This is a genomic window from Kitasatospora sp. NPDC058170, assembly GCF_042883905.1.
In the GTDB taxonomy this organism is placed as follows: Bacteria; Actinomycetota; Actinomycetes; order Streptomycetales; family Streptomycetaceae; genus Kitasatospora.
Window position 1 is genome coordinate 12,806 of the sequence record NZ_JBHVUV010000031.1, and the last position, 13,881, is coordinate 26,686.

Annotated in this window: 9 protein-coding genes; 4 read left to right on the forward strand and 5 right to left on the reverse strand. The window is 74.0% G+C overall.

Going from position 1 to position 13,881, the window contains the following annotated elements:
* Positions 1–524: 524 nt before the first annotated feature.
* On the forward strand, positions 525–1,838 hold the full coding sequence (locus ACFVVX_RS29885) for an alpha/beta fold hydrolase (RefSeq protein WP_387950096.1): 1,314 nt from the start codon (positions 525–527) through the stop codon (positions 1,836–1,838).
* 106 nt (positions 1,839–1,944) lie between these two features.
* On the opposite strand, the gene ACFVVX_RS29890 is transcribed toward ACFVVX_RS29885, so the two are convergent.
* Complete coding sequence (locus tag ACFVVX_RS29890) at positions 1,945–3,447, reverse strand: DUF4192 domain-containing protein (protein ID WP_387950098.1); 1,503 nt, start codon at positions 3,445–3,447, stop codon at positions 1,945–1,947.
* A 230-nt stretch (positions 3,448–3,677) separates the two neighbouring features.
* Between ACFVVX_RS29890 and ACFVVX_RS29895 the strand changes: the two genes are divergently transcribed.
* Together ACFVVX_RS29895 and ACFVVX_RS29900 are read left to right on the forward strand one after the other, a co-directional pair.
* The gene (locus tag ACFVVX_RS29895) at positions 3,678–5,903 is read left to right on the forward strand and encodes a RecQ family ATP-dependent DNA helicase (RefSeq protein ID WP_387950100.1); all 2,226 of its coding nucleotides are present in this window, start codon (positions 3,678–3,680) and stop codon (positions 5,901–5,903) included.
* Positions 5,904–6,329: 426 nt separating this feature from the next.
* Positions 6,330–6,989 carry a hypothetical protein gene (locus ACFVVX_RS29900; RefSeq protein ID WP_387950204.1) on the forward strand — a complete coding sequence of 220 codons (660 nt, stop codon included), beginning with the start codon at positions 6,330–6,332 and terminating at the stop codon, positions 6,987–6,989.
* A 532-nt stretch (positions 6,990–7,521) separates the two neighbouring features.
* Here ACFVVX_RS29900 and ACFVVX_RS29905 read toward each other — a convergent pair.
* From ACFVVX_RS29905 to ACFVVX_RS29915, 3 genes are all read right to left on the reverse strand, one after another.
* A complete protein-coding gene (locus tag ACFVVX_RS29905; RefSeq protein ID WP_387950102.1) occupies positions 7,522–8,013 on the reverse strand; it encodes a hypothetical protein in 492 nt (163 codons plus the stop codon).
* 430 nt (positions 8,014–8,443) lie between these two features.
* A complete protein-coding gene (locus tag ACFVVX_RS29910; protein ID WP_387950104.1) occupies positions 8,444–9,157 on the reverse strand; it encodes a ribonuclease HII in 714 nt (237 codons plus the stop codon).
* 219 nt (positions 9,158–9,376) lie between these two features.
* Positions 9,377–10,144, reverse strand: a complete 768-nt coding sequence (locus ACFVVX_RS29915; protein ID WP_387950105.1) for a TetR/AcrR family transcriptional regulator — start codon at positions 10,142–10,144, stop codon at positions 9,377–9,379.
* Positions 10,145–10,302: 158 nt separating this feature from the next.
* On the opposite strand from ACFVVX_RS29915, the gene ACFVVX_RS29920 reads away from it, so the two are divergent.
* Positions 10,303–11,850 carry an MFS transporter gene (locus ACFVVX_RS29920; protein ID WP_387950107.1) on the forward strand — a complete coding sequence of 516 codons (1,548 nt, stop codon included), beginning with the start codon at positions 10,303–10,305 and terminating at the stop codon, positions 11,848–11,850.
* Between the two features lie 234 nt (positions 11,851–12,084).
* On the opposite strand, the gene ACFVVX_RS29925 is transcribed toward ACFVVX_RS29920, so the two are convergent.
* Positions 12,085–13,674 (reverse strand): DUF4153 domain-containing protein, encoded by a 1,590-nt coding sequence (locus ACFVVX_RS29925; protein WP_387950109.1) that lies wholly within the window; start codon positions 13,672–13,674, stop codon positions 12,085–12,087.
* Positions 13,675–13,881: the final 207 nt, after the last annotated feature.

A 13,881-nucleotide genomic window follows, 5' to 3' on the forward strand; every position in this document is an offset into this window, starting at 1 on the left:
CTGGTCTGCGGCCGCGCGGCCGCCGTCGGTGGCGGTCCGCGGCGGGCCCGCCCGGGCCGCGGCGGCGCCGGGTACCGGGCGCGCCTCGCGCCAATGCACCGGCGTCGGCGTCCCGGACGTTCGGCACGGCCCGGCAGCCGGCGCTCCGCGGTCCCGTACGCCCCGGGATTCCGGGGTCGTCGAGGCGCGGCGCCCCGGGGTTGAACGCCACGGACCGGCCGCAGGTAACGCCCCCGCGCAGCGCTACCGGTCACCGGACCGCGAGACGTGCGGTTGTGCCGCCGTCGTCGCGGTGGAGTCGCCGCCCTGCCGCGATGCCGTTCCCGCTCGAACCGCGGACGGGCCGAGCCGTCGGTCGCGCCGCCCGGCCTGCCGGACCAGCGGTCGGTGGCCCGTGGCGGACGGCGACCGCCGAACCGGCGTCCGATCGCGGTCAGGATACGGTGCGGAGGTCACGGCGCCCGCACCGGCAACACCGTGAGCGGCGACGTGACAGCTGCGACCAGCGCATACCGAGGAGTTGCATGTCCACCGCCAGCCGGCTGCCCGGGATTGTCACGACCGACCACGTCTTCCAGCTGCCTCTCGATCACACCGCCCCACAGGGCGAGCAGATCGAGGTGTACGCCCGGGAGGTGGTGGCCGCCACCCGCGCGAAGGACGACCTGCCCTGGTTGGTCTTCCTCCAGGGCGGGCCCGGCGGCAAGGCCGCCCGCCCGCTCGGCCGGGACGGCTGGCTGGAGCGGGCCCTGGACGACTACCGGGTGCTGCTGCTCGACCAGCGGGGCACCGGGCGGTCCACGCCCGCGACCCGGCAGACCCTGGCCCGGCGCGGCGGCGCGGCCGAGCAGGCGGACTACCTCACGCACTTCCGTGCGGACTCGATCGTGCGCGACGCCGAACTGATCCGCCGCAGGCTGCTCGGTGACGACCAGCGCTGGAGCGTGCTCGGACAGAGCTTCGGCGGCTTCTGCACCCTCACCTACCTCTCGATCGCACCGGAGGGCCTGCGCGAGGCCTTCATCACCGGCGGCCTCTCCGGTCTGCACAGCTCGGCCGACGACGTGTACCGGGCCGCCTACCCCCGGGTCGTCCGCAAGAACGCGGACCACTACGCCCGGTTCCCGCAGGACGTCGAAGCCGTGCGCCGGATCGCCGGGCACCTGGCCTCCTCCCCCGCCTCGCTGCCCGGCGGCGGACTGCTCACCGTCCAGGCCTTCCAGAGCCTCGGAATGCTGCTCGGCACCGGCAGCGGCTCCGGCAGCCTGCACTACCTGCTGGAGGAGGCCTGGGTGGAAGGTGTCCACGGACCCGAACTCTCCGACACCTTCCTGGCCGGTGTCCAGGCGAAGCTCTCGTTCGCCGAGGGCCCGCTGTACGCCGTGCTGCACGAGTCGATCTACGGTCAGCGGTCGGTGGACCCGGCCGGCACCGCCTGGTCGGCCGAGCGCGTACGCAAGGAGTTCCCTGAGTTCGACGCCGAGGCGGCGCTGGAATCCGGGGCTCCGGTGCTCTTCACCGGCGAGATGATCTACCCCTGGATGTTCGACGCCGACCCGGCGCTGCGCCCGCTGAAGGAGACGGCGGACCTGCTCGCCGCCCGTACCGACTGGCCCGACCTGTACGACCCGGTCCGCCTGGCCGCCAACGAGGTGCCGGTGGCAGCGGCCGTGTACCACGACGACATGTACGTCGACACCGCCGACTCGCTGGAGACCGCCCGGGCCGTTCGCGGACTGCGGACCTTGATCACCAACGAGTGGGAGCACGACGGTCTGCGGGTCAGCGGCGGCAAGGTGCTCGACCGTCTGATCGCCCTGGTGCGCGGCGAGGCGTAGCGCGCGCCGCCACAGCGACCGGCGCCTTGACGGCGCCGCCCCCGGCCGGTCGGAGCGAGTGGCTCCGCCGGCCGGCGGGCGGCCGGGCCGACGGCCCCGGCGGAGGTCAGCGCGCACGCCGCGATCCGCTCGTCGTCGTCCCCGCGGTGCGGCACCGCCCGCGACGGGCGGCGGGACCGGCCGGCGCCGCGGCCCACGGCGATACTCGGCCCGGCCGCGCCTTGCGGACGGCGGGGACGCGGGGCGTTGTACGGCAGCCGGGGACGCGCTGGGCCAGCGCGAGCGGGCCGGCGTCCGGCCCGACCACCCCCGGCCCGTCGGCCTCCGGCACCGCCGCTTGCACGGCTCCGCCGGCCGGGACTGCCGACTCGGGCGCCTGCGGAGCAGTGAGCACCGGTGCCGCCCGCCGCGCCGCCCGCCGTCGGCGCTTGGCCGCAGCCGGGCCCGACGACCGGTCCGGCTCATCCGTCGGCCCCGGCACCGGTCCTGGCACCGGCTCGGGCGGCTCACCACCGGCCCGGGCGGGCACGGTGCGGCGGCGCCGCTCGGCCTCCACTCCCGCCAGCAGCGGCTCCGGCGACAGTCCTGCGTTCAGGGACTCGTACAGCAACTGGGCGAGCAGGTAAGAGGGCGCCGACCGCAGGGTGTGGGCCAGCACGACGCGGGCCGTCGCGGTGTCCCCCGCGACCCATGACGTCCAGGCCAGCAAGGTCAGCGGAGCCGCCGCGTAGGACGTGTACGGCGGCACGCAGCGCTGGGCGAGGAAACGCCAGAGCCGCTGGGCGGGTGCGAGCTCGGCGGACCGGACGTACTCGGCCGCGCGATCCCGGACCTGTCGGTCCTGCAGCGTGATGATCAGCTGTGCCGCCCGCCGCTCGTCGAGCTCCCGGACGCCGGCCGAGAACTCGGCGACGGCCTGGGCCAGCAGTTCGGCGCCCTGCTCGCGGGAGCGCAGGGGCCCGTCCTGATCGCACAGGGCCCGGGCCAGGGCCGACCGCTGGGTGTCCGCGGCGGGCGGGCCGAGCGGGTCCAGCCCCGCGATGATCGCCTTTCGGCTGCCCCGCGGCGCGAGCCCGGCGAACGTCGCCGCAGCGGCCGCCGCGCCTGGGGCCGGGGCACGGCGGATCGGGTTCCCCGCCGGGTCGCAGCACCCCTCGCGGCGGCAGAGGAAGGACCACCAGCGACCGGACGAGACGCACAGCGACTCCTTGACCCCCACTCCCCGGCTCTCGAAGGCCGCCCGCAAACCGTCCGCGAGCGGTAGGAGCCCGGCGACCGGCGGCGGGCCGTGCGTCCCCTCGGGATCCCGGCACAGGTAGAGGAGCACTTGGACCGGTCGGCGGTCCCGCTGCTCGGAGAGGCCGACGAGCAGCGCGGCCGTCTCGTCGGCGGCGGCCGCCCACTCCGCGGGCGAGTCGGGGATGTCCAGTCGGATCACCCCGCCCTGGTACAGCTCCGGACCCTGGAGGCCGACCGCGACGATGCTGTCATCGGGGAAGAAGCCCAACAGGTAGGGCAGCAGCTCGGCCATGTCGGACGGGCCGCGCATGGTGACCGGAAGGTGGCCGGAGGCCGGGCCGAGGGAGAGTTCGATGTGTTCGTTGTTCATGGCGGGAAGACTGCCGCACCGGGCGAGCACCTCCGGAAATTTTCTTTTTCCCTGTGGACAAACCCCGCCTGTGAATAACTCCTCCCCCATTCGAACCAGTCCGGACCACTCCACCGGGGGACATCTGACGGCATTTCAGCGGAAGAGCTGATGAATCACCCCCTCTCTCCGCCCCTCTGCCGGGCTTCGCCGTTCGCCCCTTGTCGGCAGCTCGGGGTTACATGGACGGCATGCAGCAGCCCGAGTCCCACACCACCGCCACCACTCCCGCCGCCACCACCGGCACCGCGACGGCCGCCGACCGTGCCGAGGTCCGGGCGCGGGCCGAGTCCGTGCTGCGCGAGCTCGCCGGGCCCGGCGCCGTCCTGCGCGAGGACCAGTGGACCGCCATCGAGGCCCTGGTCGTCGACCACCGGCGGGCCCTGGTCGTCCAGCGCACCGGCTGGGGCAAGTCCGCCGTCTACTTCATCGCCACCGCCCTGCTGCGGGCCCGGGGCGCCGGGCCGACCGTGATCGTCTCCCCGCTGCTCGCCCTGATGCGCAACCAGGTGGACTCGGCCGCCCGGGCCGGCATCCAGGCCCGCACCATCAACTCGGCCAACACCGATGAGTGGGACGCCGTCCAGGCCGAGGTCGCGGCCGGCGCCGTGGACATCCTGCTGGTCAGCCCCGAGCGGCTGAACAACCCCGACTTCCGCGACCAGGTGCTGCCCAAGCTCGCCGCCTCCACCGGCCTGCTGGTGGTCGACGAGGCGCACTGCATCTCCGACTGGGGCCACGACTTCCGCCCCGACTACCGCCGGCTGCGCACCATGCTCGCCGACCTCTCGCCGGGCGTCCCGGTGCTGGCCACCACCGCCACGGCCAACGCCCGGGTCACCGCCGACGTCGCCGAGCAGCTCGGCACCGGCGCCACCGACGAGCACGCCCTCGTGCTGCGCGGCCCGCTCGACCGGGAGAGCCTGACCCTCGGCGTGCTCGACCTGCCCGACCCGGCGCACCGGCTGGCCTGGCTGGCCGACCACCTGGACCGGCTGCCCGGCTCCGGCATCGTCTACACCCTCACGGTGGCCGCCACCGACGAGGTGACGGCCTTCCTGCGCGAGCGCGGCTTCACAGTCGCCTCCTACTCCGGCCGCACCGAGGACGCCGAACGCCGCACCGCCGAGGCCGACCTGCTGGCCAACCGGGTCAAGGCCCTGGTCGCCACCTCCGCACTGGGCATGGGCTTCGACAAGCCCGACCTCGGATTCGTGGTGCACCTGGGCTCGCCCAGCTCCCCGATCGCCTACTACCAGCAGGTCGGCCGGGCCGGGCGCGGCGTCGACCGGGCCGAGGTCCTGCTGCTGCCCGGGCGCGAGGACGAGGCGATCTGGCGCTACTTCGCCTCACTGGCCTTCCCGCCCGAGGAGCAGGTGCGGCGCACCATCGACGCGCTCGCCCAGGCCGGCCGGCCGCTGTCCACCGCCGCGCTGGAGCCCCGGGTGGACCTGCGGCGCGCCCGGCTGGAGACGATGCTCAAGGTCCTCGACGTGGACGGCGCGGTGCGACGGGTCAAGGGCGGCTGGACGGCCACCGGGCAGAGCTGGGCGTACGACACCGCCCGGTACGCGAAGGTCGCGGCCTCCCGGGAGGCCGAGCAGCGCGCCATGCGCGAGTACGCGGCGGGCCCCGGCTGTCGGATGGAGTTCCTGCGCCGTCAGCTCGACGACGAGGAGGCCGTGCCCTGCGGCCGCTGCGACAACTGCGCCGGGCCGCTGCACACCGCGGACGTCTCGCCCGCTGCGCTGGACGCGGCCCGGGCCGCGCTCGGCCGCCCCGGGGTCAGCTTCGAGCCGCGCCGGCTCTGGCCGACCGGGATGGACGCGCTGGGCGTGCCGCTCAAGGGGCGCATCCCGGCGGGTGAGCAGGCCGAGACGGGCCGGGCGCTCGGCCGGCTCTCCGACATCGGGTGGGGCAACCGGCTGCGGGCGCTGCTGGCCGAGCAGGCCCCGGACACCGCCGTCCCCGGCGAGGTGGTGGACGCCCTGGTCGCGGTGCTGGCCGACTGGGCTCGCGGCCCGGGCGGCTGGGCAGGGCCGGCAGCGGCCGAGGGCGCCCGGCTCGACCGGCCGGTCGGCGTGGTGACCATGGCCTCCGCCACCCGCCCCCAGCTGGTCGGGAGCCTCGGCGCCCGGATCGCGGAGATCGGACGGCTGCCCCTGCTCGGACGGATCGAGTACGCGGCGGGTCGGCCGCAGGGCGCCCGGAGCAACAGCGCCCAGCGGCTGCACTCGCTGGCCGGCGCACTGGTGCTGCCCCCGGAGGTGGAGGCCGCGGTGGCCGCGGCGGGCGGGCCGGTCCTGCTGGTGGACGACCTGGTCGACTCGGGGTGGACGGTCACCGTCGCCGCCCGGCTGCTGCGGCGGGCCGGGGCGAGCGCGGTTCTCCCCCTGGTCCTGGCCGTACAGGGCTGATCCAGGGCTGGAGGAGCGTGGTTCGGCGGCGGCTGTTCTCAGCCCAAGCCGACCACTCGAACGGAGGAACGGAGGGAAGACGGCGGGAATAGACGAGTCAGCGGCAACGCGACGCGGCGACGGCGACGACCAACCGGCGGTGGCCCGCCGGAGAAGGGAGGGTCCGGGTGATGAAGGTGCTCGGCCACGGCCTGAGGACGGCCTGGATCACGATCCAGCGCCATCTGAGTGGCGCCTGTGCGGCGGTGGAATATATCCGGCAGAAAGTGGACTTTCGGGCGGCGTTCATCATTTCATCGTTGCCGCTCTACCCCATCTGCCGCGAGAATTGGACCGTACCCGGAACCTGGTCCAGCAGACCCGGCCTTCGGCGTACACACGTACCCGCGCGCCCGTGGGTCGGGAAGGAGGATCGTGATCAACGGTATCGACCGAGGTCAGTATCCCCTCGCCCGGAGCTCGGCGCCCAGACGGGTGCTCGATCTGGAGACCTGGGCCGCCTCGGGGATCCCGTTGCTCCGCGACCCGCGCGAGTTCGTCCTGGAGCTGCACCAGCGCCACCTGCCACAGCCCGGCACGGTGGTGGTCGCCGTGCTGGACGGGCTGCACCGGCTGAACGCCTCGGCGTCCTTCGTGCCCTGGCCGCACCACACCGACGGCTGGCAGCACCGCAACGCGATCCTCAGCCACCTGCGCCAGGTCATCCCGCACGACCTCCGGCTCGCCACTCCGGCCCGGACGGCGGTGCTGCTGCGCTGCCGGGACGGTGCGGCCGGCTGGGCGGAGCAGGACGGCGCCTGGATGTGGGCCCTGCAGGACGCGGCCGCGCTGCACGGGCTGCGCTGCGGCTCGTACATCGCTCTGACGCAGGCGGGCTGGCAGATCCTCGGCGACGGACGCAGTGGCCGCAATCCGCACGCGGGTTCGTGGGCGGAGGGACCGGTCCACACCGTGACGGAGCTGCCGCCCCGGTCGGCGCTGGAGGGACCGCGCGGACCGCGCCCACTGCGCCAGCCGCCCGAGCGTCCGTGGACGCCCGGGCGGGTGACGGCCATCGAACCGGCCCGGCGCACCGGCACCCGCTGACGCTGCGGCCGGCCGCCGCCTGCCTCGGTGCGTAGGGGCGGCCGCTTGGTGACCCGGAGTCGCGTGGTGTCGCCGTCCGGCGAAGATCCGGCGGCGGCACCGCGGTCCCGGCGGGGTGACCTGCTGCCTGGCCGACCGGGCGGTCAGCCCGGGTTCGGCCGGGCGACGGTCCGGGTCGAGGGCTGGGGCGGCCGCCCAGCCCTCGGTGGAGAGCTCGCACGTGGCGACGTTCCCGGTAGCGGGCGACGCCCGACGGCATCCGTGCCGCCGGGCGGGCCTGCCGCGCACCGTGACAGCGGATGCCGTCGGACGCCGGGCGGGGCAGGCCGCGCAGGTGGGAGCGGACGCGCCGACTCGCCGAGGGCCGCGGAAGCCCCCGAGGCCTGGCAGCCCCGGACCTCGGGCAGGCGCCCGGGCGGGCGCGCCGGCGGACCGAGACGCCTCGGACAGCGCGGCTCGGACGGCGCCACCGCAAGAGGTCGAACCTCAAGCAGCCGCGCCGCAAGCCGTCACGCCGTCACGCCGTCACGCCTCAGGCGGTCGCACCGCGGGCCGGTACCGGACGGTCTGCCGAGGCACCCGCGGCCGCCGTGGCCTCGGGGCCCGCGTCACCGCAGACCACCAGGAGCGCCACGGCGTGGCCGAGCACCTTGGTGTACGCCTCGGCGGCGCGGTCGGCCGAGCCGCCGTTGACGACCAGGACGACCGCCTCGCGGCGAGCCGGGCGGCTCAGCGCGGCGTCCGCGTAGAACACGTCGCCGCCCTCGGTGAGCTGCGCCCAGTAGCGCTCCTCGCCGAAGGAGAGCTCGTGCTGCTGCCAGGGGTGGGCGTCGCCCACCGTCAGCACCAGGATGTCGCCCGGGTTGCGACCGGACTCCAGCAGTCGGTCGACCACCTCGTCGGCTCGGTCCAGCGCGTCCGCCGCCGCAGCGGCGATCAGTTGGACCTCCGGCTGTTGAACCTCAGGCCCTGCGACCTCGGTCTGTCGGGCGGCGGGCTGCCGGATCTCAAGCGAATCGGCCACGGGCTGTTGAACCACGGGCTGTTGAACCGCGGACTGTTGAACCGCGGGCTGCGGCTCGGGGGCGGGCGCCGGTCGGCGCGGGCCGGGCTTGGGGATCCGGCCCGGACGGGGCTGCGGTCCCGGGCGGTCGGCGCGCGGCGGCGTCGGCCTCGGGGGTGCGGGGCGAGGGCCCGGCACCGGCACGGCAGCGGTGATGGTGGACGGTGCGGAAGTGGTCGCGCTGCCGGTGGCAGGCGTGCGAAGGGCTTGTGCGTCCGACTCGCGGGGGAAGGGAACGCCGGGGCCCGGGAGGCTCTCGTGAATCTCCGGCTCCTCGGGGAAGACAGGCATACCCGGATATCTATCAAATGCCCGTCGAACACGCACGGGCGCCCCACCCTTCGGACACCCCGCCGCACCTCCCCCACCCGGGGCAATAGCAGACGGAATGTCAGAAACCGAGCGTCAACTGCTCGTCGGCCGGCCCGGCAGCCCCAGGGCCTCCGGCGCCGCCGGCCATCGCCCGCTCCCGCTTCAGGTGGCGCCATTTGGGCAGCCCATCCAGATATGCCCAGGAGAGCCGGTGTTGTCCGGTCGGCCCGTACTCCTCCAGGGCCGCGCGGTGCACCGGGGACGGGTATCCGGCGTTGTCGGCGAAGCCGTACTCGAGGTGCTCCTCGCCAAGTTCGGCCATCAGCCCGTCGCGGTGGACCTTGGCCAGGACCGAGGCGGCCGAGACACAGATACAGGACTGGTCGCCCTTGATCACCGTGCGCACCCGCCAGGGGCCGCCGAGGTAGTCGTGCTTGCCGTCCAGGATCACCGCGTCGGGCTCGACCGGCAGCGCCTCCAGGGCGCGGACGGCGGCCAGTCGCAGCGCCGCCGTCATGCCCAGTTCGTCGCACTCCAGCGCCGAGGCGTGACCGAGCGCATAGGCGGTGACCCAGTCGGCGAGGACCGGCGCCAAGGCCTCGCGGCGCAGCACGGTGAGCAGCTTGGAGTCGGTCAGGCCCTCCGGGGGCTTGCGCAGGCCGGTGACGGCCGCGCCGACGGTGACCGGGCCGGCCCAGGCGCCGCGACCGACCTCGTCGAGGCCGACGACGATCTTGGCGCCGGCCCGGCGCAGCGAGCGCTCGACGGAGTGCGTCGGCGGGACGATGGGCATCGCGGTATCCGTTCAGCTGGGGCAACCTCCAGCCTAAGCCCCGCGCCGGAGCACCCCGCCCGACCCGTTGCGCCCGCCCGCCTGGCCCACCCCGCCCCGCGGGCCCCTCCACCCGCCCGCCGAGCCCGCCGCACCCGCCAGCACGCCCACCGAACCCACCGGCACCGCCGAGCCCACCACACCCACCGAGCCCACCACACCCACCGAGCCCGCCGCCGTTCACCCTGCCTGCGGCGGATCACCTGCCGGCATGCCGATCAGCGGCATCAGCACCTCGTCCACCAGCTCGGCCGCGAACTCCGACCCGATGTCCCGCCCGCAGATCTTGACCCGGTACATCAGCATCGCCGGCGCCACGTCGGCGAGCAGCGGCGTGGCCGCGCCGGGGCGGACGTCCCCGCGCTCGGCTCCCCGCTGCAGGATGTCCAGAATGGTGTGCTTGGTCGGCTCGATCACCCGTTGCACCACGAAGTCCTTGAAGACCGCGGCCTGTTCGTGGTCCAGCTCGGACATCAGCGCCTGCATCGCCCCGCCGGCCCTGGAGTTGATCGCCTCGGTGAAACCGCCGATGAGCAGCAGCAATTCGGCGCGGGCGGACCCGAGGTCGGGGGTGTCCGCAGGGCGTGGCAGAGTGGACTCCAAGGCGTCGATGACCAGTTCGACCTTGGACGCCCAACGCCGGTACAGCGCGGCCTTTCCGGTCCGCGCGGCACTGGCGACACCTTCCATCGTCAGCCGCGCGTATCCGCCGGAGGTGAGCTGGTCGAGCGTGGCCTCGAAGATCGCGTTCTCCAGCGCCTTCCCCCGGCGGCGCGCCGGTCGGGACAGGACTTCGGCCGCGACCTTCATCGGACAGTGAGCCACGGGCCTCGCTGCCGGAACCGCGGCCTGCGCCGCCGGAGCCCCGGCCTGGGCCGTCGCGCCCGACCGCTCCGCCGCGCGTCCAACCACCCGACCCACCGCCTGGCGTCGCACCAACTGATCCATTGTCACCAACCTTAGGGAACGCTTGCGTTCACAATCTCATCAGGGCTATCGTCCAGAGTAGTGAACGATCCCGTTCCTTCATAGCCTGCGGGACGCCGCGGGAACGCTCGGACCTTGGGTCCGCAGCATACGAAGCAGTAGCCAGCAGGGGGCATAACTTGGCTATCTCCGACACGCTCAGCAAGAACTCTCCACCGCAAGGCGGCCCGGGCCGGCGCAAGGGCATCACCCTGACCGTCATCGCGGCCACGCAGCTGATGGTGGTCCTCGACGCCACCATCGTGAACATCGCGTTGCCGCAGATCAGGGACGCGCTGAACTTCTCCACCACCAACCTGTCGTGGGTGATCAACGCCTACACGCTGACCTTCGGCGGCCTGCTGCTGCTGGGCGGGCGCGCGGGCGACATCCTCGGCCGCCGCCGGGTGTTCATCTTCGGCACGCTGCTCTTCGGCCTGGCCTCGCTGCTCGGCGGCTTCGCGCAGGACGGCGGCATGCTGCTCGCCGCCCGTGCGCTCCAGGGCATCGGCGGCGCGATATGTTCGCCGACCGCCTTCGCACTGATCGCCACCAACTTCGAGGAGGGACCGGAGCGCAACAAGGCCTTCGGGGTCTTCTCCGCGGTGGCCGGCTCGGGTGCGGCGATCGGCCTGCTGGCCGGCGGCCTGCTCACCGAGTACCTGGACTGGCGCTGGGTCTTCTTCGTCAACGTGCCGATCGCGGTGCTGATCGCGGTCGCCGCGCCGCGCTACATCGCGGAGTCGGACCGCGTGGCGGGCCGCTTCGACCTGCCGGGGGCGCTGACCTCCACACTGGGCCTGGTCGGACTGGTCTACGGGTTCATCCGGGCCGCCTCGGACGGCTGGTCGGACCCCCTCACGCTGGGCTCCTTCGCGGCCGGCGTGCTGCTGGTGGCCGCGTTCCTCGTGATCGAGAACCGCACCGCGCAGCCGATCACCCCGCTGCACCTGTTCTCCGACCGGAACCGCACCGGCGGCCTGGTGATGATGCTCTGCCTGGCCGCGGCCATGTTCGGCATCTTCTTCTACGTGACGCTGTTCGTGCAGGGCCCGCTGGACTACAGCCCGCTGAAGGCCGGTTTCGCCTTCCTGCCGATCAGCGCGTCGATCATCGTCGCCGCGCAGCTCGCGTCCAACCTCCAGGCCAAGTACGGCCCGAAGCCGTTCATGGTCACCGGTGCCGCGATGGTCACGGTCGGTCTGAGCTGGCTCACCCAGATGAACTCGGACAGCGGGTACATCGACGGGGTGCTCGGCCCCACGGTGGTCTTCGGCTTCGGCATGGGTCTGATCTTCGTCCCGGTGATGCTGCTCGCCGTCGCGGGCGTCGCCGGCGAGGACACCGGGGCCGCGTCCGGTCTGCTCAACTCGATGCAGCAGATCGGTGGTTCGCTGGGTCTGTCGATCCTGACCACGGTGTTCGCGCACTACGCCACGGCGGAGGCCAAGCTCCAGGTGCCCGGCTTCATGGCCACGGCCACGCCGGAGCAGAAGGCGCAGTTCCTGGAGAAGCACGAGTTCCCCAAGGGGACGGGTGCGGCCAACGAGGTCCTGGCGCAGGGCATTTCGCACGGCTTCATCGCGGGCGCCGCGCTCGCCGGGGTCGCCCTGCTGGTCGCCGTCTTCGTGATCAAGGCGAAGGCCAGCGACCTCCCGTCGGAGGCGTCCGGCATCGCGATGCACTGACCCGGACGGCCGCTCACCAGCGGACGCAGGGGCACAGGTGACGTACGAGGGCCGGTCGGGAGCGCCACGCTCCCGACCGGCCCTCACGCTTTCACCGGCCACCGCCCCCGGCGGACCGGCCGCCGACCCCGACGCTGATCCCGATCCCGGCCGCCGCCCCTGCCCCCGGCTCAGTACTCCCCGACCTCAGTACTCCCCGACCTCAGTACTCCCGGACCTCAGTACTCCCCGACCTCAGTACTCCCGGACCTGGCCGTAGCCCCGCAGGCCGGCCCGGTCGCAGGCGCTCCGGCCGTCCGGCGAAGCGTCCGGCAGCGGGCGGTCGGCCAGGATCTCCCGGGCCCGGGACTCCGCCAGGCTGGTGGCGTACCAGGGCGAGGGCCTCGCCCCGAGCTCGATCCGCATCAGTTCCAGCGCGCAGGTCCGGCGGTCGTCCGGCAGCCGGTCCAGGGCGGGGACGGCGTCCAGCGAGAGGTCGCGGACGTTGCGCAGATCGATCTGCCGGCTCTGCTCGAAGCGGGACACGTTCTGCTCGGCGACGATCGCGTCCGGGCCCATCAGCCCGTACACGGCGGCGGTGACCGCGGCGCTGAGCACCACGGCGCGCGGCAGCCAGGCCGCCGAGCGGGTCAGCCCGGCCGCGATCAGCAGCAGGAAGACCGCGCCGAGCCAGACCTCGACCACCAGCACCCAGAGCCGCAACCTGGTCAGGCCGGAGGCGTCGACGTAGTAGTACATGCGGCCGAGCGCCGAGGCGACCACGACCAGGGTGAGCAGGCAGAGCGCACCGAGCAGGATCCGCGTCAGCCGGCGGTCGCCGGGCGTGCTGCGCGGCGCCCAGCGCTTGGCGACGGCGACCACCACCAGGGTCAGCACGGTGACGGCCGTCAGCTGCCAGAAACCCTGCCGGGCGTACTCGGAGCGGCTCATCCCGGTGTTGTCCATGATCGAGTCCCGGCCGCCGAGCACCACCACGGCCTGCACCAGTGCGAAGGCACCGAACATCAGGTTGAGCGCGGTCAGCGGCAGGGCCCACTCCAGGCGTCCGCGTTCCCGCCCCGGCTTGACCGCCGTCCGGTCCCAGCGGCGCGGGCCGGCCGCGATGTGGGCGAAGCCGAGCGAGGTGGCCACGCCGAGGACGAACAGCGCCAACCGCAGCGGCAGTTCACCGACGCCGACGGAGGGCGTGAGGCTCGACAGCATGTCCGCCATGGCCGCGTCGGCGCTGGCGAAGAGCCAGCCGAAGACGGTCAGCAGGACGGCGGCCACCAGGACCGCCTTGAGCACCGGGACCAGCCTGCCCCGGCCGGGCACGCTGAGGCCGCGCAGCCCCTCCCGGGCCCAGCGCAGGCCGGGCACGAGCTGCCAGAGGATGCCCGGCAGGGCCAGCAGGACACCCGGCCAGCGGCGGCCGCCGTGCAGCGCGAGCGAGGTCAGGGCCAGTGCGCAGACCAGCGACAGGGCCACCGGCCAGCCCGCCTCGGACAGCGCGGGGACGGCCAGCAGGGTCAGCGCCAGCACGCTCCAGAGGACCGTCCAGACCCGCACCCTGCGGCCCGCCGACCGGGCGGCGAGCCCGGCGCCGGCGGTGGCGACCGCAGCGCAGACCAGCAGGTTGGCGCCCAGGCCGTCGCCCAGCATCCAGGCCGTCAGCGCGCCCGTCAGCACCGCCGCCCCGATGACCTTGGGCCCTGCGGACGCCTTGCGCCCGGGGTCGCTGGGCCGCAGCCAGGAGAAGGGTGGCGGCGCCTTCGCGGCCGGCGCCCGGTAGGGGTCGGGACCGTGCGGCGCCTCGGCCGGGGCGGGTGTGGGCAGGCCGGACATGATTCCCCCTCAGAGGTCTGCGGGCATGCGGAATCCACCCTTGGGGCAGTCCGTCGGCGGGAGCGCCGAATGCCGCGACTGACGCCGACTGTAGACCATTCTGAACAGGTTCAAAAACATGGCCGGGCACTTCCGTCACAGGGCTGTGACAGAAGTGCCCGGCTGTCCGGACCGCCCCCGAGGGGTCAGTTGGAGCCGTACGGCGAG